An 18,237-nucleotide genomic window follows, 5' to 3' on the forward strand; every position below is an offset into this window, starting at 1 on the left:
GCCCCCGCGGCGGGAGCGCCCCGACCCCCAAGTCCCAGGCGGGATCAGGGTCGTCTCAACCCCGCACAGGCATGCGACGCAACGCGAGATAATGCGCCGCAAGTGACATCCATCCAACAAGAAAGCAGACTCCACCCAGAGGCGTGACCGCCCCCAGGGCCGGCTGGTCCAGCAGCACGAGCAGGTAGAGCGAGCCGCAGAAGATCAGGGCGCCCAGGGCCATCATGAGGCCCGCCAGCGCCAGCGCCCGGGTGGGCGCCCGTCGGGCCACGGCCGACAGGGCCACCAATGCGACCGCGTGGATCAGCTGGTACCGGACCGCGGTCTCGAACGTGGCCAGGCGCGCGGCGGGCAGCGAGCCGGCCAGGGCGTGCGTACCGAACGCACCCAGGGCCACGCCCAGGAAGCCGAGGATGGCGCCGAGGAGACCGAAACGAGACTGGAGGGATGTGCCGGTGGCCATGGGTCAGTAGGCGATGGAATAGGCCTCGCGCCGGGGATCCGACGCGGCGGTCCGCACTCCGTTGTCTCGATCGACCAGGATCATCTGGGCGCCGCCGAAGGTGGCGGTCCACCCGTGCACCACCCGGATGCGGTGTCCGCGCTGCTCCAACTCCATCCGCACATCCGCGGGAATCCGGTCCTCCAGCGAGACCGAGAAGCCGGGATTGCCGCGATAGCGCGGCGCTTCGATGGCCTCCTGCGGGGTCATGCCGAAGAGCAGCAGGTTGTTGGTGATGGCCAGGATCGATTGGGTCTGCGAGTCCCCGCCGGGGGTCCCCAACGTGAACGCCAGAGCACCGTCCCCGTGCAGGGCCATCATGGGACTCAGCGTGTGGTAGGGCCGCTTGCCGGGGGCCACCTGGTTGGGGTGACCCTCCTCTAGCGTAAAGAGCGCCCCGCGATTCTGGAGAACCACGCCGGTCTCCGGATCGAAGACCCCCGACCCGAAGCCCGCGAACAGGCTTTGGATCCAGCTCACCGCGTTCCCCCAGCGATCCACGACCGTCAGGTAGACGGTGTCCCCACCGTCCGCCTCGTCCCCATGCCCACCCCCCGCCGCGATCGCCCCGGCGCGGGGCACTCCAGTGGTCACGTCGGAAGCCGCGTGCGCGGGGTCCACCATCCTCGCGCGCTCTGTGAGATACTCAGGATCAAGCAATTGACTCAAGGGCACTTGCGCCTTGTCCGGATCGGCAGCCCAGGCGTCCCGGTCAGCGAACGCCAGTTTCTTGATCTCGAGGAGGGTATGCCAATAGTCGGCGCTTCCCCAGCCCATGCCCACCAGATCGAAGTCCTCCGCCATCGCGAACTGTTGAAGCTGCGCGAAGCCCTGGGTGTTGGGGGGCATCACCAACATGCGGTAGCCCTGATAGCGCCCCTCCAACGGCTCGACCCATTGGGACTGGTGGGCCCGGAAATCGCCCGTGCGCAGATAGCCTCCGCGTGCCTCCAGGAGAGCCGAGAGGCTCTGGGCGACCGGCCCCTGATAGAAGCCGTCGGCCCCCTCCCGGGCGATCCGCTCCAGGGTGCGGGCCAGCGCCGGGTTCTTGAGCAGGCTTCCCACGGGAGGGGGGGCGCCCGCCGGCAGGTATTGCTCACGCCCCGCGTCATCCAAGGAGCCGCTCTGCTCCTCGATGTCCGCTGCCAAGCGCGTGGAGACCGGGAAGCCCTCGCGGGCGTAGCGGATGCCCGGGGCCAACGCTTCTGCCAGAGAAATCGTACCGAAGCGAGCAAGGGCGTCTTCCCAGGCCCGCACGGCGCCGGGAACGCTCACGCTGCGGGGGCCCACCTGGGGCATCGTCGTGTCCCCGGCCTCCTGAAAGAACGCGGGAGTGGCCAGGGCACCGGCGCGGCCGCTGCCGTTGAGCGCGGAGACCGCGCCGCCGGCCGCATCGTAGTACAGCATGAAGGCATCGCCCCCCACGCCGTTCATGTGGGGGCGGACCACTGCCAGGACACCTGCCATGGTGATGGCAGCGTCGATGGCGTTCCCCCCGCGGAGCAGGACCTCGTAGCCAGCGGCCGTGGCCAATGGATGGTCGGACGAGAGCGCTCCGCTGGTGCCGCGGACATCCGGCCGGTTCTGGGCAGGGAAGACCACCGCCTCCGGCTCTCCGGGGAGATCGGGTGGGGGAGCACACGCAACCAACAGCGCGGAACCGAGCGCAGCCGCAGCGAGGCGGCGGACCCTGGACATCGGTGTCGGTCCTCCAGAAGTCGAAGAGCCCGGGGGCCCTTCCGGGAGAGGACCCGGGGGGCGCAACGGGTGGAATCCACGTAGCATGGTGCCCGGGAACCGCCGGCGCCACCCGGGGTTCCTGTCGCCTTTCCCAGCAAGAAGGGAAGCCACCCGCCCGTGCAGACCAGCGTCCCGACGTCCGACGCCGCCGTTCAGCGCTTGGCCGTCCGCACCACCCAGGCCGCCTTCGCCATCGCTCTGGCGCACGGTGTGACGGACGCCTACGTGGGCTTCCTGCCGCCCCTGCTGCCCGACCTGATGGCGAAGCACGGTCTGTCGATCGCCGGGGCCTCGACCCTCGCCATGCTGCTCTCGCTGGCGACATCGTTTCCGCAGCCGTTCCTGGGCTATCTCGCCGACCGCATCGGTCGGAAGCCGTTCGTGATCCTGGGGCCGGCCCTTTCGGCAGGCCTGCTCTCCCTCATGGGGCTGGCACCCACGTACGTGACGCTGGTGGCGCTCCTCCTGGTCGGCGGACTGGGGGCGGCCGCCTTCCATCCTCCGGGCGCCTCCCTCGCCACCCGCGTGAACGAAGGGCGGGGAAGCGGGGTGCGCCTTTCCATTTTCTCGTTCGGCGGCGCCGCCGGGTATGCGCTGGGGCCGCTTCTGGCTGTGGGAGCCGTGGACCTCTTCGGGCTGGAGGGCCTGTGGCTGGCGATGATCCCGGGGTTGCTCCTGTGCGCGCTGCTCTGGCCCCTCGTCCCGGGGGGCACTTCGGACGGCCGCATGCCCATGCCGCCGCGGCCGGGCGAGCTGATCCGCCACCTCGGAGGCCCGTTGGGGCTGCTGTTCGCGATCAGCGCGCTCGGCGCGTTCGTGCAGCGGACCTTTCTGACCCTGGAACCCATCATCATCGATCAAGGCGGGGGTTCCCAGGGCGCTCGCGCCGTGGCGCTCACCGTGTACCTGAGCGCCCAGGCCATGGGGACGCTGACCTCGGGCTTCCTCACCGACCGGATGGACCGGGGCCGCCTGCTGGTGGGCTTGACCTTGCTGGGCGCTCCCGCCCACTGGCTGGCAATCACTCTGCCTCCGGACTCGGTCGGCGGGGTGGCGGCCATCCTGGCAGCCGGGTTCCTGAACATGGCGCTGCTACCGCCGATCGTGGTCACGGCACAGGAGCTCCTGCCCGCGGGTGCAGCCGTCGGATCCGGCATCGTCATGGGGCTGGCGTGGTCGGTGGCCTCCGTGGCTCTCATCATCCCCGGCTGGCTGGGTGACCTGGTGGGTCCGGTGCGGGCCGGCCAGCTCTGTGCGCCGGTTCTTCTGGTGGGAACGCTCCTGGCGCTGCACCCGTCGCTGCGCCGGGCCACGGCGACCGCGGGCTGATCCCGATGCGCTGGCGCCGCTCGGTCGCATTGACCGGGAGGGGGCGGCTCTTAGGTTTGATGGTCTGTTCTCCAACCATTCTGCAGAGCTGAAGCGTCCCGATGGCCAAGCGCTCCACAGCGGCTTCCGCCCGCATCGAAGACAATCCCGATGACGCGTTCATCAGTGGCGTCGTCCAAGCCTCGGACTGGGCGCAGAAGAACCGACAGATCCTGACCATCGGCGTCGTGGCTTTGCTGGTGATCCTGGGTGGCGCCTGGTACTGGCGGTCGTTCCAGCGCGGCGTGGAGACCCAGGCCGTCGGGGAGTTGGAGCGAATCCAGTCGACCATCGGGCTCGGGGACCGCGACGCCGCCCGTGGAGAGCTGGGTGCTTTCCTCGAGCGGTTCGGTGGGAGCCGTTCAGCGGCGGAAGCGCGGATGATGCTCGGCCAACTCAATCTGGAGGCTGGCGACGCCGCCCAGGCCATCGTGGTGCTGGAGCCGGCCATGGGCGACCTGGACGAGCCCGTAAACATCCAGGCAGCGATGCTGCTGGGGGCCGCCTATGAGAACGCCGGCCGCTTGCAGGACGCCGTGCGCGTCTACCGCCGCGTGGGTTCCTCGGCAACGCTGCCGTTCCAGGTCACCGATGCCAAGATGGCGGCCGCGCGCCTCCTGGAAGCCGAAGGCGATGCTGGAGCGGCCGCAGTTCTGTACCAGGAGGTCCTGGACGGGATGGACGAAGCGTCACTGGAGCGGGCCGAGGTCGAGATGCGCCTGGCCGAGGCACGCGCCAGGGCCTCCTAGGAAACCACAAAGAAAAGAACCGCTGTCCCCCCGGAGCGGCTGATCCAGAACGTCGCATAATACATATTATGTAAAGTCATGGATCAGTGCCCCTCATTGTCAGCACCTCCAAGCCGCGTTCTCCGCCACGCCGTCCACCCCTACCGTGGGCCTGGGCCGAACCGACGTCCCGGCCCGGGGTGTTCTCCCTTCTCAGGGAACGACCCACCACAACTGGCTTTGAGCGGCGAGCGACAACACCCCGGCGGTCGTGCCTCCACTCGATCGCTCGTCGAATCGGAGGTTCACGGACCAAGGCCGCCCCGGGGGCAGCTGAGCCGCTGGGATGACCAACGGTACGGTCGGTTCTCCGGTCCCCGACCACACGAGTGTCTCCTGACCGCCGCTCCCCGTATCCGGCTGTAGCGGCTCGATCTGCAGCCTCCAGCTCACTCCGTCGGTGCCGGCAGGTCCGGGTGTCGTGCCCCAGCCCACTGAGAGGTCGCCCGTTGGCGTGATGGCCGGGTCGGTCGAGCGCTGGCGCAACGCGGGCAGATACCCTTGCACAGTGTCGCCCTGGCGGACTACCGGCGCGCGCACGCGCAGAGGCGTGCGGATGTCGTCGGGCGTCGGTCCGTCGGGCGATTGCGCTCCGTAGCCGATCCCGGCGACGTCTTTCAGGACGCTCAGGAGCACACGCCGCGCGCCCACCTCGAACGTCGGGTCCCCGACCCGCAGACTCACTCGGTCCACGTCGATGGGAGGTCGATAGAAGACCTCCAGTTCGGATCGTTCAGTCCCGAGGGAATCGGAGTATGTGACGGCCACGGTCGCCGACGCGCCCCGAGCGAGTGAGACTTCCTGGAACGTGATGTCACAGCCACTCAGCGAGACCCCAATGAGCGCCACTGCCCACCAGCGGATGCTCCGGCTCATCGATGTCCCGCCAGCAGGCGCGCTTCCTTCTCGAACGGACCTGACCCAGGCTCTCCGAAAACCACGCCGTTGATGGGTCCCCAACCGAGCGGGATCAAAGCACCGATGGGACCGAGCGCGCGCACCCAGGCGACCCCCAGTCTCCGGGCCATCCAGGTCTCCAGCGGATCGCCTATGGTGCTCTGCATCAGGTCGCCCTGAAGCACGTGCGCCCGCTCGTGAGCGAGGTTTTCGCCGTAGCTTTGCAGGCGCACCGCAGATAGCGCGATCACCCCTTCCAGCTCGAATCCATCGATGGGTTCGCCGTTGACACGGATCAGACGCCGGGGCGCGTCGAAGACCATTGCGCCGGCGGAAAGGGACTGGGCCCCGTTCACCTGCAGATGTTCGTTGGAAATCGCCCAGGCGAGGGCCGTCAGCTCGGACCACTGAACTCCCGGACGCACGCGGCCCTCTCCTCGATCCCACTCGAGTCGGGTGAACCAGAGAGGAAAGCTGATCCGTCCCAGGCGGGGCTCCCCCGCTCCGGCATTCCGAATGACCGAGTGACCCACTGCCGCGAGCTCTCGGCCCAGGAGACCTGCGCCATCGAACTCGCGGGAAGCGATCCACTTCCCCCCGTACGACAGTCCGCCACCGAGGATTCCGTCCAGGAACGCACTGCGGAAGGCACCGCCGCGCAACTCCCGTCGGACTCCAGCAATCACACCTCCGACCAGTCCGTTCAAGGCCAGGTCCCCGAGGTGAGCGTACACGTCAGGCCGATCGTCTCCCAGGTCGGACTGAGCAACGCCGCCGCGGGGCGGCAACAGCATGCACGCCACCAACCCGCACACGCACCCTAGTCGCGATCCCATCATGGATCCTACACGAGGCGAGGATGCCTGAGTTCCCGCGGCCGGGGCGCGCTACCGTTGCTGCAAGGAGCGCACGAGTCGCCACGCCCAAACCGCCATCGCCGCTGCCAGCGCCGTGAGCAGGAGCCACACCGGATCACGAAGGAGCCACCGCCCCTCCGCGAGCAACCGTGCCCCGTGCGCCAGAACGACCAGCGCGAACAGGAGCCCGCTCGTGTAGAGATACGCCTTCATCTCCCCTGCTCCGTCGCGGCCCTAGGCCGCTCACCGTTCCCCGGCAGGGTCTCGAGCACCTGGCGCCAGTCGAACTTGTTGCCCTGGCCGCGGACGTAGTAGTCCATCCAGGCCATCTCGCTGACGGACTTGACGAGCCGGTTGCGCGCATCGGGAATACCGTGACTGCGGCCCGGATACATGAAGAGCTCGGTGGGCACGCCCAGCTTCTTGAGCGCCATGTGCAGCTCTACGGATTGCGGGCTGGGCACCCGAGGATCTCCCTCCACGACGTGCACCATGGTCGGCGTCTTGGCGTTGCGGATGTACTGGATCGGCGACTGCTCCCAATACGGTTCGAAGTCGTCATACATCAGACCATCGCCGAGGTAGAACTGGCGATTCCGTTGCACGTCGCTCTGCGCGTACATGCTGATCCAGTTCATGGTGCCCGCACCGGAGCTGATCGCTTTGAAGCGGTCCGTATGGGTGAGGATCCAGTTGGACCAGTGTCCGCCGGCGCTCCACCCCAGCACGCCCATGCGGTCTTCGTCCACGATGCCCTGGGCGATGAGATGGTCGACACCGGTCATGATGTCGTCATAGCCCTGCGGGAAGTAGTCGCCCACGATCGCGGTACGGTGCTCCTGCCCGTAGTTGGTGGATCCGCGATAATTGGGCCGCAGCACCGCATATCCCGCACCTGCATACGCCTGCGCACCATAGCCGCCGTTGAATCCCAACACGTCGGCCGAGGCCGGGCCGCCGTGGATGGCGACGATCAAGGGATAGCGCTGACCCTCCTGGTACCCGACCGGCTTGACCAGCACGCCGCCCACTTCCCTGCCGTCGGTCGAGGTCCAGGTGATCTCCTCTTCGGTACCCAAGGCCAGGTCACGCACCTGCGGGTTCACGTCGACGAGCTGCGTCCACTCCGCCCGCCGGGCGATGCGGTCCAGGCGCGCCACCGTGAACAGCGTGGGCGGCGTGCTCGGGTCCTGATAGTTGATCAGCAGCACACCCGTGTCTTCGTCCTGCGAAACTGCCAGGGCGGCGGCCTCGTCGGTGACCTGCCGCACAGCGTCTTTGGCGATGTCCAGGGCGAAGAGCTGCCGCGTGGCCTTCCACCCTTCGTTGAAGTAGATCGTCTTCCCGTCTTCCGACCAGAACCCGATCGACAGATCCCCGTCGAATCCACTCCCCAACTTCTGGAAGGTGGCACCCCGGGCCGAGGTCTCACGCAGGTAGAGGCGCTCGTTGGTCATGGAATAGCGGGTCAGCTCGTCCGGCGCTGAGAACGCGATCCAGCGACTGTCCGGAGAGAAGTCCGGCCCCCTCTCGGGGACCTCTTCGTTGTGCGTCAGTCTCTCGATCTGCCCGGAAGCCACCTCCAGAAGGAAGAGGTCGGCGTTGATGCCTTCTTCGGTGATGTTGCGCTCGTATCGATCGGCGGAGATCCCGCGGAAGCCCACCCAACGACTGTCCGGCGAGATGGTGAAGCCGTCGACCGAGATGCTCTCATCGTGCGTGAGGCGGGACACGGCGCCCGTAGGCGCTTCGATCACCCACAAGGACGACAGCGGCGTCTCCGCATTGCGGATGTTGACCGTGAATCCCTTCTCCCGGCGGAGCTCCTCGTCCCGATTCCGGGAGTCCGGCGTCGTGAAGTAGATACGCCCCCCGTCGGGTGACCACTTCCACTGCTCCACACCGGCTTCCGTCTCGGTCAGCTGCTCCGCTTCCGCCTCGAACACACGGTCCATGGGCAGCCGAAACAGCTGGGCGTCGAGCTCTTTGCCCGCCCGGTAGCTCACCCAACGGCCATCGGGACTGAACGCGAAGTCCCGGACGCCGTCTTTGGCGTCCGTCAGCTTGCGGGCCTCGCCCCCATCCGGGCGCATGAGGTAGAGCTGGTTCCTGCCCGCTCCCCCATTGCCGCCGGTGGGAGCATCTCGATCGGAGAGGAACGCGAACCAGCGGCCATCGCGCGACCACGCCGGTGAGTCCTCATCGTTCTCATCTGTGAACGTCAGCTGCCTGCCGGAGGCGATACCGTCCGCCAGGGACACGAGGTAGAGATCGGACTGCTGCCGATCCTCCTCCCAGTTCGGGGTCGTTACGGTGTAGAGCATCCAGCGTCCGTCGGGGCTGGGAGCCCACGAGCCCGCCCGCTTGAGATACTGCATGTCCAGGAAGGTCATCGGGCGCTGCGCCTGCGCAGCCAGCAGCGAGGGCGTGAGCACTGCGAGAACGAGGAGGAGTCTCAGGATTCGCATGGGCAGCATCGGTGGAAGTGACGTGCGACTCGGAAGCGCCCCTGGACGAGCGGACGGCCGCGCGGCGAGGGCCGCAGATGGAGTCTACAGCGGCCGCGCCGGGAAGGCACGGCCTGACGGGATGGGGCCCCTCAGACGCCCCGAATGGGCTTCCTGGCCAGTACGGCAATTCGCCGCCGCAGCAGGGGCACGACCCCCTGCAGGGCCCGCTCGATCCCGGAGAGCCCCGGCACGTGCGACTCGGCATAGTATGCCCGCTCGATGTCGAACCCTGCTCCCCGGGCATACTCCAGCAGGCGCTCCATCGACTTGTAGTCGACGTGGCTGATGTCACGCTTGAGCAGGATGTCGTTGTTCTTGAGGACCTCGAGGATATGTCCGCGATGCGGCGTCCAGATGACGAAGCGCCCCCCGGGGGCCAGGAGCCGGTACGCCTCCGCGAACACTCGCGCCGAATCCTCCGGATACAGATGCTCGAACAGATCCGCGGCCAACACCACGTCATAGACGCTGCCGGGCAGCCCCGTCTCTCCGGCGTCGGCGCAGACAAAGCGCACGTTCTCGAAGCGGGAGTCCGCCAGCCTACGCTCGCACAGCTCGATCGACTTCTCCGAGAAGTCGACGCCCACGACTTCCGTCACGGCAGGAGCCAGCGCGAAACAGAACGTGCCCCAGCCGCACCCGAGGTCCACCACCCGATCCGCCGGCGCCGGCCGGTGGATCTCCAACACCTTGCGGATGCGATACTGCTGAAAGGGGCTCTCGAGGTCCGTCAGGTGACCCGTGCCCCCTTCGAAGTAGTCCGAGCGGTCGTAGTACTCCTTGCCGATGACCTGGTCGCTCAAGCCCAGCGCTCCTTCGGATCCGGGCGAGCACGCTCCGGAACGCGTTCCTCACCCTCACGGGCGCCGCTGGTTTCGTCCACCAGCTCCCTGAGCGCGGCCTCGAGACGCTTGCGAGCTGCGGGCAGCGCCGCTTCGCGAGCCCGCCGATCGGCGTGCGGACCGAATACGATCGGCTCTCCGTAGCGCAGCCGGACCCGGCAGCGGCGCGGTCGGCGGCTCCAGCGCGGCCACACGTCGTAGGAGCCCGCGATGCCGACCGGGATGATGGGAACCCCTGCCTTGAGCAAGACGCGGATGGTGCCTCGCCGCAGGGGCTGAAGCTGCCCGTCCCAGGACCGCTCCCCTTCCGGGTAGATGCCCACCCCCTGCCCTTCTTCGATCAGGCGCAGCACGGTGCGCACCGCCTGCGCGTCGATGCGGTAGCGGCGCACGGGAAACGCGCCGATGCGAGGAAGCAGCCAGCGCATGAGCTTGCTCGAGAACTGCGTGCTCTTGGTCATGGAGAAGACCGTGCGTCGGCACAGAGCTTGTACGATGAGCGGGTCGAGCACGCTCTGGTGATTGGGAATCAGGAAGAAGGGCCCCTGCCTGGGGATGTGCTCCCGCCCTTCCACGTCCACCTTGGCCAGAAGCGGCATGAGCACGTAGCGCATGAGTCGCTTGACCGGCCTGTACATGCTCGCAGTCCAACGAGCGGCGGGAGACGGCATACGCCCGCTCATGCCGCTACGATCCGCGGTTGGAACTCGATGATCTCGCCCCTTCCCTCGCGGCGGTATGCCTCGGTGAGCAGGGTCCGCAAGAGATCTTCCCAGCGGAAGGGAGAGTCCCCCAGAAACCGGAATTCCACCACCGGTGCTCGCAGCGGGGAGATCTGCAGCGCAGCCGAGCTGGTCTGCACCGCTCCGAGATCCATCAACGCCCAGGCGGCCGCATCCCCGACGTCCGGCTGGAAGCGCAGCGCGTCTTCGGTGATGGTCAGCGTCCCCTGCTCCGGCTCCCCCAATCGCTCGATGTAGCCCAGCAACCGACCCTCATGCTCGACCGGGTCCTCGCTGAGGCTCCGGCGCACGGCCACCCGCGCCGAATACTCCACGCGTCCGTCCTCCTGACGCGCAGTGGTCAACGAGCCGCCCAGGCGCTCGATATCCCCGACCAAGGTCTGCACGAGCGCGTTCTCAACCTTCCCCGCCGCGTCGAGAATGCGAATGCGCCGTCCCTCGCGCACACGCACGAACGTACGCCCGCAGGTGGGGCAGACTGCGCGGTCGCGCTCTCCTTGCATCGGATCGGCCCCACAACGGGGGCAGCGGTAGAGCAGATGGTGCAGCGCCAAAGGAAGCGATCTCCCGAGCCTCCGGCCGGCAACCCGGCCCAGCCCGTCAAAGCCTGCCGAACAGATCCAACATCCGGAGTTTCCAGACCCTCCACACGGCTTCACGGACGATCCGCTTCGACATCTTCGATTCGCCCTCGGCCCGTTCCGTGAAGATCACGGGAATCTCACAGATCTGAAACCCCTTCCGCCAGGCTCTCAGCTTCAACTCGATCTGGAAGGTGTAGCCGGTCGACTGGATGCGGTCGAGGTTCACAGCCTCCAGGACCTCCCGCCGAAAGCAGTTGAAGCCGCCCGTGGCGTCAGACAGCGGAAGTCGTGTGATGACACGTGCATAGAAGCTTCCGAAGAGACTCAACATGAGCCGACTGAGGGGCCAATTCACCACGGCCACCCGGCCACCCACGTAGCGGGAGCCCACCACCACCGGGCATTCCGCCGCCTTCGCGATGAAGGCGGTCAGCTGGTCCGCCGGATGGGAGAGGTCTGCGTCCATTTCGAAGAAGAGCTGATAGTCGCGCTCGAGCCCCCACTTGAACCCCGCGATGTAGGCCTGACCCAGCCCACCCTTCCCCTCACGATGGAGCACGTGGACCCGCGGGTTGTCCCTGGCGAGCCGGTCCGCCTCGATCCCGGTGCCGTCCGGCGAATTGTCATCGACGATCAGGACGTGGATCCGCGGGTCCTGTCCCGCCACCAAGGGGACGATCTGTCCGATGTTCCTCCGCTCGTTGTAGGTCGGGATGACCACCAGAAAGCGCTCCTCGCGGCTCATGCGCGCGCCCCCGTCCGAGCGTTCCGTTTCAACTCCCGTCCACCAAAGGCCAGGGCCGCCACCACCTCAACGGCCGTGAGCCAAAGACGCGACAGCGCCGCGACCGCCACGGCACCGCCGCCGAGCGATCCGGTGAGGAAGGCGACCAGAAACCCCTCGCGAACACCGATCCCTGCGGGTGCGAAGAGCGCGAGATAGCCGAGCACGTAGGCCGCCACGAAGGCGGACGCCACGGCCCCCGCCGGAGCCGACACCCCGAACGCCGCTACGAACAGCACGAAGGCCAGACCGTAGCCCAGCCAGTTGAGCGCGTAGGCGAGCGACCACCGCAGCCCGAACGTCACACCGGGCACGCGCGGCACCTCGCTGGCCTTCAGCACTCGGGTCCATAGCCCCAGGGCACGTTGCATGAAGCCCCTCGACAGAGTGAGCACGATGCCGGCGACGACAATCCCCAGCACCCAGGGCGCCAAGCGACGTTCCGCACCGTCGAGGCTGAACAGCGCGAAGCTCCCCACCAGGGCCGCACCGGCCAGACTCAGCGCCTGCCCGAGCACCGCTGCCGAAGTCGCCACCGAAGACGGGACGCCGCGCCGGCCAGCCAGGTAGGCCAGCCCCAGGATCTGCCAGACCTTGCCGGGAACGTAGCGACCCAGGTTCGCGATGAGGTAGACACCCACCCCCGCGCCCACGCCCAACGAGCCGCCGCCGAGCTCACGCGTCATCCCCACCCAAAGGGCCCCGGAAAGGGCGTAGCAGGCCACCAGCAGCAAAGAGGCACCTCCCAGACCGACGAGGTCCGGGCTCCACCAACGGGCTTCCAGCGAGCGCACCTCGGATACGGACACCCCGAGACGATCGAGGATGAACCAGGTGACCAGCACGGTGGCGGTCCACTGCCCCACTCGCCGCCACAGGCGGCCGGGGCGTTGCGCCGCAGCATTTCCTCCGGCGTCAGTCACGCGTTGACGTCGGCTTGCGCCCGGCGAGCAGCGGAACGGCGAGCAGCACGAGCACGCCCAGCAGGGAGAGTGTGGTCAGGAACAGAGGCGCGCGGAGCGTCGCGGCGGAATAGTACATCTCCACCTCGCTCTGGCCCGCCGGCACCCGCACCGCGCGCAGCGTGTGGTACGCGCGGAGCACCGGGGTCTCGGCTCCGTCGACACGGGCCCGCCACGCGGGATACCAGTTGTCGGCGACGACGAGCAGGGCCTCGCGATCGGAGCGTACCGCCAGCCGCATGCGGTTCAGGCCGCGCTCCACCCAACGTACGTCGCCACTCACTGGGCCAGGCGGCAACGCTGGCTCCGGCGCCTCGGCCAACACGACCTGGGTCGCGGGATCGAACTCGGGGGACAACATGTAGGGAACCGCCTCTGCGTCGCCGCGCACCACGACGTCACCCACCAGCCGAGCGCGGGGCAGCCCGTTCCAGGGGTAGAGGCCCGTGTAGATGCGGCCGTCCCCGAGCTGCTGCGCCGCCACCGGGCTCATTCCCTGGGCCGGAGGCTGCCCATACGCGGCCTCCGGCCACAGGAGGTACCCCACGTTCAGCAAGGCGGTGAGGCGCGGGTTGGCCAGGAGGTTCTCCGGGGGCCCACTTCCTTGCATGCCGATCAGCTCGCGGTAGCGGGCCAGATCGTTGGGGTGGTGGCCCGCCACCAGCTCCACGCCGTACAACGCGGGTTTGACGTCCTGTGCATCCTGGGTCATGAGAGACAAGAGCCGGGAGGGCTCTGCGTCCGGCAAAGCCTCCAGGTAGCGCATGTTCGCGTCGGGAGCCTCCCAGCGGCGGACGTCGAAGGTCTGGATGAAGGGATCGTCGGCCCGGAACGCGTCCAGCCCCAGAAGCACCGCCAGGCCTCCCACCAGGCCGGCCACGGGCAAGCTTCCCGACCTCCAGAAGTGCACGGCACCGGCCGTGCCGGCACTGAGGAAGAACGAGATCCCGAAGCCACGCACCAGATGGGGGTGGAGCACGGCAAGCGCGGCGCGCGCGCGTTCACCCGCCTGCGGATAGACCACCGACAACCACAACGACTCCAGGATCCCGGCCGCTGCCAACACAGTGAGCAGGCCGAGGACCGCCGTGAGACCCCAGGCCCAGCGCAAGGCACCGGTCCAGCGCATGTTGGAGCGGTCGAGGAGCGCATCCACGCCCAGGCCACCCAGCGTGACGGCTGCGAACCCCGTGAGGAAGGCCACCATGTCCGGGGCCCGGAACAGCGAGACGCCGGGGACCACTTCGTAGAAGAGCCGCCACACCGGTGTGTGCCGCCCCAGACCGTAGAGCACGGCCAGGACCCCGAGCCCTGCCAGGGTCCAGGCCCGCGCGTCGCGCCGCCGACCCAGCAGTCCGATGCCCGCCAACAGCAGCACCACGACGCCGAAGTAGAGGTGCCCGAGCTTGATGTCGTTGCGCCCCCAGTAGGTGCCCGCCGCCCACGGCGCGCCATCGCCGATGCCGTTCCCGACGAACTCCGGCGCCAGGAAGCCCATCACCTCCTCGGGATGCAACGAGTAGCTACTCGAGTAATTGAGGCGCGTCTCCTCCGAGGCCACCTCGCTGGTGGTGGCGGTCCGACGGGAGAAATCGTTCACGTAGCGCACGGCCGGTAGCAGTTGAATGGCGGCGATCCCCGCCCCCAAGAGCGCTGCCCCCAGGAACCCCCCGAAGCGAAGGGCGGCCCGAGAGCGCTCACTCGCTTCGGACCGGAGTCGCACCACGGTGCGGGCCACCGCGTAGAGGCCGAGCGCCCCGAACAGGAAATACGCCATCTGGAAGTGGGTCGTGAGCAAGACCAGCCCGACCGTGGCCGCCTGCGCAGCCATCCAGCGAGCGCCCCCACCGGCGAGCATGCGCTCCGTGGTCCAGAATGCGAGCGGCGTGAGGGCCGTCACGAAGATCTTGCCATCGTGCCCCGGGTAGACGAGCGACACCATGAAGGGCGCCATCAGGTAGGCCAGACCCGCCACGAAAGAACCGGCTGGCCCCCCGCCCAGAGCGCGCACCCAGCCGTACATGAAGACCCCGGCCAGGAACACGTGCAGCACCAGCTTCCAGCCCAGAGCCCGGTACGGCTCCATCACCAGCAACAGCAGGGACGTCGGATACAGTGAATCACCGCCCGCCAACGAATCCAGGAAGGGCGTTCCCCCGAGGATCAGGGGATTCCACAGCGGAAAGGTGCCCGAGCGCAACGCCTCGGCGAAGAACTTTCGGGCCGCGTAGCCCAGCGAGAGCGTATCCGTGCCCAACAACATGTCGGACGAGAACACGAACTTCCGGAACAGGACCAAGGTGACGAGCGCGTACACGACCGCGGGCAGCCAACGGGGCCACCGCTTATCGTCGGGCGTGGGCGCGGGCGTGCCCGCCTCGCGTCGCGGGTGTCTACGCGTCATCGCTCGAACGCCTCAGTGGGGATGCGCTTTGCTCCACTCGTGACCTCGCGCACGGCGCAACAAGTCCTGGTACACGTCCAGATGGCGCTCTGCCAACCGTCGGTTGCTCCAATGCGATTCCACGCGCTGTCGTCCCCTCGCCCCCAGCTCGCGCAGGTCCGGACGACGGAGCAGGCCCAGGACCACCCGCGCCAGATCCTCGGGGTCGGCCGGCGCGAACAACCCGCCCACCTCGTCATCCACGATCTCGGGCAACCCGCCGACGCGGGACGCCGCGACGGGACGCTCACAGGCCATGCTTTCCAACGCCGCCACGGAGGTCGCCTCCATCAAGGAGGGGAAGACGGCGAGCTCGGCCGAGCACAGCAGGGACGGCATCTCTTCGTTGGGCTGTCGACCCAGGAAGCGTACCCGATCCGCCACACCCAACTCCTGTGCCAGCTGCTCGAGCCGTTCGCGCTCGGGCCCGTCGCCGACCAGCAGGGCCTCCACGTCCGCACCGGCCACGATTGTGGGCAGAGCCCGGATGAAGTACTCCACACCGTTCTTGGGAAAGAGCCTGCGTGGCACCACGATCCGTCTGCGGCTACCCGGCGGAAACGCAGCCTTCACCGGACGGAACAGGTCGGTCTCCACACCGTTGGTAAGGGGCTCCACGCGCACTCCCGGCGCCAGCGACTCGGCGACCGCCGCGATCTCGCCGCTGGCCGCGAACACATGGTCGGGCGCGGTGACGATGCGTTTGAGGACAGGCTTCCAGGCAGGCTTCTGGGCGCGCATCAAGAAGTGCGAGGTGTGCAATGTCGCCACCAGCGGCACCTTCCTGCCCCGTCGCGCCAGTGCGCAGGGCGGTACGGACTGGAACGCCTGGGCGTGGATGATGTCCGCGCGGTAGGCGAGTCGGCGTGTCACGGGCACCGAGCCCGCGGCGTGCACCATCCACCCGACGGGATTGCGGGCTGGGAACCAGGTGCGATAGACCTCGATGCCCTCCATGACCTCGTAGGCCGGAGCTTCCGGCAACGAGCGCGAGGTCACGACCGCCACCGAGTGCCCAGCTCGCACCAGCGCCCGACCGAGGTAGTAGACGTGGCTCTCCAGGCCGCCGACTTCCGGGGGGAAGTAGACGCAGTGCATGACGATGTTCATGGGCCCAGCCAATCTCCGGTACGCCGGGCGCTCCCCGTCAACGAGGAGACAATGATGTCGGCGATGCGCTCACCGGCTCGGCCGTCGCCATACGGGTTGCTGGAGGTGCGCCGGTGGCCCGGGCCCCCATCGATCACTCGGGAGACCTCCCGGCGGATCCGGGCCGGGTCGGTCCCCACCAGAACCGCCGCGCCCGCGGCCAGGCCTTCGGGCCGCTCCGTCACCTCGCGCAGCACCAGCACGGGCGTGCCGAACGTGGGAGCCTCTTCCTGGATGCCCCCGGAATCGGTGAGCACCAGCGTCGCCCTCTCCAGCACGCGGACGAGATCCACATAGTCCAGCGGATCCGTGAGGTGGATGCGAGGGTGGTCCGACAGCAGCCTACGCGCCGGCTCTTGTACGTTGGGGTTGGGGTGGACCGGGTACAAGAACTCGACCCCCGTGTGCTGATCCGCCAACTGCCGCAGCACCCGAAAGACACCTTCCAAGGGCGCTCCGAACGACTCGCGGCGATGGGCGGTCAGCAGCACCAGTGGCCGGCCGGCCGCCAGCAAGCGCTGTACGTCGGGATGGCGGGCTTTGCGGTCCGAGGCGGCCACGTGCTGGAGCGCATCGACAACCGTGTTGCCGGTCACGTGCACCTGCTCCGGCGCCACGTCTTCCGCCAGCAGGTTGTTTTGTGCACCCGCCGTGGGCGCGAAATAGAAGTCGGTGACCACGTCGGTCAGGCGCCGGAAGATCTCTTCCGGATAGGGGGCCCACTTGTCGTGGCTCCGTAACCCGGCTTCCACGTGGCCGACACGAACGCGCTCGAAGAACGAAACGAGGGCACCGAAGAACACGGTCGCGGTGTCGCCCTGCACGACCAATGCATGGGGGCGAACCTCCTGCACCACCCTGCGCAGTCCATCGAGGCATCCTGTCGCGACGTCGTAGAGCGTCTGGTCCTGCCGCATCAATTCGAGGTCGAACTGTGGTGCGTACCCGAATACCTCCAGGACCTGATCCACCATGGTGGTGTGTTGCCCGGTGAGCGCCACCACGGTCTCCACTTCGCTGCCCCGGGCCTCCAGCGCCTGGATCACCGGGGCCATCTTGATGGCCTCCGGCCGCGTGCCGACCACGGTCAGGACGCGAGGACGTCCGTCCTGGACGCTCACCCGCCTTCGCCTCGCGGAGCCCGTAGGCGTTCCACGTCCCGCTTGAGGCGCTCCATCTCGGTGGACACCTGGGCGATCATCTCCGAGACCAGCCCGAAGCCCAGCAGCAGGAATCCGACCGTCTCCAACAGGATGACCAGGTAGAGCAGCGGCCGGAAGCCCTGCCCCACCACGAACCTCCAGTAGAACGCCACCGCCGCCACCACGATCCCGAGCGCGATGAGGACGAGCCCACTGGCGCCGAAGAGGATCAGCGGCTTGCGCGAGAAGAGCAGCAGGAACCAGACGGAAACCAGATCCAGTAGCCCCACCACCACCCGTAGGGGGCCCCGGTACTTCGACTCGCCGGCCCGGCGCGGGTGAAGTGTGACGTCGATCTCCGTCACCGAGTAGCCTCGCGCATAGGCCATGACCACGAAGAATCGGTGCCAGTCGTGACGAAGCGGGATCTCCGTGAGGATCTCGCGCCGGAACGCCTTCATCGAGTTGAGGTCCGAGACGGGCACCTGGAAGATCCAGCGACTGAGCCGGTTGTACACGGAGGACACGGCGCGCTTGTCGTAGGCACCGATCTTCCGGCCCGTCACGATATCCCACCCCTCGTCGAGCTTATCGAGGAACCGCGGGATCTCCTCGGGACTGTGCTGGAGGTCGGCATCGAACAGGACGAGCACCGACCGGTCGGTGTTCTCCGCGGCGGTGACCATCGCCTCGGTCTTGCCGCGATTGGTCCGGTGGCGCAGCACGCGCAGGTTGGGCCAGTCCGAGGCCTCCCGCTCCGCCAGCTCGGCCGTGCCGTCCGTGGAGCCGTCATCGACCAGGAGCACCTCGCCATCCAGGTCGTGGGCGGCGAACGCCGCCTTGAGCTCGCGGATCAGGTCGGGGATGACGGGCGCCTCATTGAAGGCAGGCACCACCACCGCGAAGTCGTGCCGGCGCACGTGCCC

Annotated in this window: 17 protein-coding genes; 2 read left to right on the forward strand and 15 right to left on the reverse strand. The window is 68.0% G+C overall.

The features are described from left to right. Window positions 1-55 precede the first annotated feature (55 nt). Both R3E10_02895 and ggt read right to left on the reverse strand, forming a co-directional pair. On the reverse strand, window positions 56-463 hold the full coding sequence (locus R3E10_02895; GenBank protein ID MEZ4414673.1) for a DUF423 domain-containing protein: 408 nt from the start codon (window positions 461-463) through the stop codon (window positions 56-58). 3 nt (window positions 464-466) lie between these two features. Next, window positions 467-2,200 (reverse strand): gamma-glutamyltransferase, encoded by a 1,734-nt coding sequence (ggt, locus tag R3E10_02900; GenBank protein ID MEZ4414674.1) that lies wholly within the window; start codon window positions 2,198-2,200, stop codon window positions 467-469. 159 nt (window positions 2,201-2,359) lie between these two features. On the opposite strand from ggt, the gene R3E10_02905 reads away from it, so the two are divergent. Beyond that, entirely contained in the window at window positions 2,360-3,571 is a 1,212-nt protein-coding gene (locus R3E10_02905; GenBank protein MEZ4414675.1) for an MFS transporter, read from the forward strand. A gap of 101 nt (window positions 3,572-3,672) precedes the next feature. Then, a complete protein-coding gene (locus R3E10_02910; GenBank protein ID MEZ4414676.1) occupies window positions 3,673-4,359 on the forward strand; it encodes a tetratricopeptide repeat protein in 687 nt (228 codons plus the stop codon). A 192-nt stretch (window positions 4,360-4,551) separates the two neighbouring features. Here R3E10_02910 and R3E10_02915 read toward each other — a convergent pair whose 3' ends face one another. The 13 genes from R3E10_02915 to R3E10_02975 all read right to left on the reverse strand — a co-directional run bounded on the left by R3E10_02915 (window position 4,552) and on the right by R3E10_02975 (window position 18,231). Continuing rightward, entirely contained in the window at window positions 4,552-5,274 is a 723-nt protein-coding gene (locus R3E10_02915; protein ID MEZ4414677.1) for a hypothetical protein, read from the reverse strand. Further along, the gene (locus R3E10_02920) at window positions 5,271-6,134 is read right to left on the reverse strand and encodes a hypothetical protein (GenBank protein ID MEZ4414678.1); all 864 of its coding nucleotides are present in this window, start codon (window positions 6,132-6,134) and stop codon (window positions 5,271-5,273) included. Before R3E10_02920 ends, R3E10_02915 begins: the two co-directional genes overlap by 4 nt. Before the next feature lie 48 nt (window positions 6,135-6,182). Then, window positions 6,183-6,365, reverse strand: coding sequence for a hypothetical protein (locus R3E10_02925; protein MEZ4414679.1), 183 nt, complete (start codon window positions 6,363-6,365; stop codon window positions 6,183-6,185). Then, window positions 6,362-8,620 carry a S9 family peptidase gene (locus R3E10_02930; GenBank protein ID MEZ4414680.1) on the reverse strand — a complete coding sequence of 753 codons (2,259 nt, stop codon included), beginning with the start codon at window positions 8,618-8,620 and terminating at the stop codon, window positions 6,362-6,364. The genes R3E10_02925 and R3E10_02930 overlap by 4 nt, the downstream gene beginning before the upstream one ends. Window positions 8,621-8,751: 131 nt before the next feature. Beyond that, a complete protein-coding gene (locus R3E10_02935) occupies window positions 8,752-9,465 on the reverse strand; it encodes a class I SAM-dependent methyltransferase (GenBank protein MEZ4414681.1) in 714 nt (237 codons plus the stop codon). Beyond that, window positions 9,462-10,142: a lysophospholipid acyltransferase family protein gene (locus tag R3E10_02940; GenBank protein MEZ4414682.1), complete on the reverse strand. Its 681-nt coding sequence runs from the start codon at window positions 10,140-10,142 to the stop codon at window positions 9,462-9,464. Before R3E10_02940 ends, R3E10_02935 begins: the two co-directional genes overlap by 4 nt. A 41-nt stretch (window positions 10,143-10,183) precedes the next feature. Further along, window positions 10,184-10,750, reverse strand: coding sequence for a hypothetical protein (locus R3E10_02945; protein ID MEZ4414683.1), 567 nt, complete (start codon window positions 10,748-10,750; stop codon window positions 10,184-10,186). 97 nt (window positions 10,751-10,847) lie between these two features. After that, on the reverse strand, window positions 10,848-11,576 hold the full coding sequence (locus R3E10_02950; GenBank protein ID MEZ4414684.1) for a polyprenol monophosphomannose synthase: 729 nt from the start codon (window positions 11,574-11,576) through the stop codon (window positions 10,848-10,850). Then, a complete protein-coding gene (locus tag R3E10_02955; protein ID MEZ4414685.1) occupies window positions 11,573-12,538 on the reverse strand; it encodes a hypothetical protein in 966 nt (321 codons plus the stop codon). Before R3E10_02955 ends, R3E10_02950 begins: the two co-directional genes overlap by 4 nt. After that, entirely contained in the window at window positions 12,531-14,981 is a 2,451-nt protein-coding gene (locus R3E10_02960) for a hypothetical protein (protein MEZ4414686.1), read from the reverse strand. The genes R3E10_02955 and R3E10_02960 overlap by 8 nt, the downstream gene beginning before the upstream one ends. A gap of 12 nt (window positions 14,982-14,993) precedes the next feature. Then, on the reverse strand, window positions 14,994-16,130 hold the full coding sequence (locus R3E10_02965; GenBank protein MEZ4414687.1) for a glycosyltransferase family 4 protein: 1,137 nt from the start codon (window positions 16,128-16,130) through the stop codon (window positions 14,994-14,996). Next, window positions 16,127-17,290, reverse strand: a complete 1,164-nt coding sequence (gene wecB, locus R3E10_02970) for a UDP-N-acetylglucosamine 2-epimerase (non-hydrolyzing) (protein ID MEZ4414688.1) — start codon at window positions 17,288-17,290, stop codon at window positions 16,127-16,129. Before wecB ends, R3E10_02965 begins: the two co-directional genes overlap by 4 nt. Continuing rightward, a complete protein-coding gene (locus R3E10_02975; protein MEZ4414689.1) occupies window positions 17,287-18,231 on the reverse strand; it encodes a glycosyltransferase family 2 protein in 945 nt (314 codons plus the stop codon). Before R3E10_02975 ends, wecB begins: the two co-directional genes overlap by 4 nt. Window positions 18,232-18,237 lie beyond the last annotated feature (6 nt).

It is taken from the genome of Gemmatimonadota bacterium, from assembly GCA_041390105.1.
In the GTDB taxonomy this organism is placed as follows: domain Bacteria; phylum Gemmatimonadota; class Gemmatimonadetes; order Longimicrobiales; family Gaopeijiaceae; genus JAGQIF01.

What these genes read in the sequence shown, in the direction of transcription:
- R3E10_02895 (MEZ4414673.1), bottom strand. Translation starts at nt 463, where the DNA reads ATGGCCACCGGCACATCCCTCCAGTCTCGTTTCGGTCTCCTCGGCGCC.
- ggt (MEZ4414674.1), bottom strand. Translation starts at nt 2,200, where the DNA reads ATGTCCAGGGTCCGCCGCCTCGCTGCGGCTGCGCTCGGTTCCGCGCTG.
- R3E10_02910 (MEZ4414676.1), top strand. Translation starts at nt 3,673, where the DNA reads ATGGCCAAGCGCTCCACAGCGGCTTCCGCCCGCATCGAAGACAATCCC.
- R3E10_02915 (MEZ4414677.1), bottom strand. Translation starts at nt 5,274, where the DNA reads ATGAGCCGGAGCATCCGCTGGTGGGCAGTGGCGCTCATTGGGGTCTCG.
- R3E10_02920 (MEZ4414678.1), bottom strand. Translation starts at nt 6,134, where the DNA reads ATGATGGGATCGCGACTAGGGTGCGTGTGCGGGTTGGTGGCGTGCATG.
- R3E10_02925 (MEZ4414679.1), bottom strand. Translation starts at nt 6,365, where the DNA reads ATGAAGGCGTATCTCTACACGAGCGGGCTCCTGTTCGCGCTGGTCGTT.
- R3E10_02930 (MEZ4414680.1), bottom strand. Translation starts at nt 8,620, where the DNA reads ATGCGAATCCTGAGACTCCTCCTCGTTCTCGCAGTGCTCACGCCCTCG.
- R3E10_02940 (MEZ4414682.1), bottom strand. Translation starts at nt 10,142, where the DNA reads ATGTACAGGCCGGTCAAGCGACTCATGCGCTACGTGCTCATGCCGCTT.
- R3E10_02945 (MEZ4414683.1), bottom strand. Translation starts at nt 10,750, where the DNA reads ATGCAAGGAGAGCGCGACCGCGCAGTCTGCCCCACCTGCGGGCGTACG.
- R3E10_02950 (MEZ4414684.1), bottom strand. Translation starts at nt 11,576, where the DNA reads ATGAGCCGCGAGGAGCGCTTTCTGGTGGTCATCCCGACCTACAACGAG.
- R3E10_02960 (MEZ4414686.1), bottom strand. Translation starts at nt 14,981, where the DNA reads ATGACGCGTAGACACCCGCGACGCGAGGCGGGCACGCCCGCGCCCACG.
- R3E10_02965 (MEZ4414687.1), bottom strand. Translation starts at nt 16,130, where the DNA reads ATGAACATCGTCATGCACTGCGTCTACTTCCCCCCGGAAGTCGGCGGC.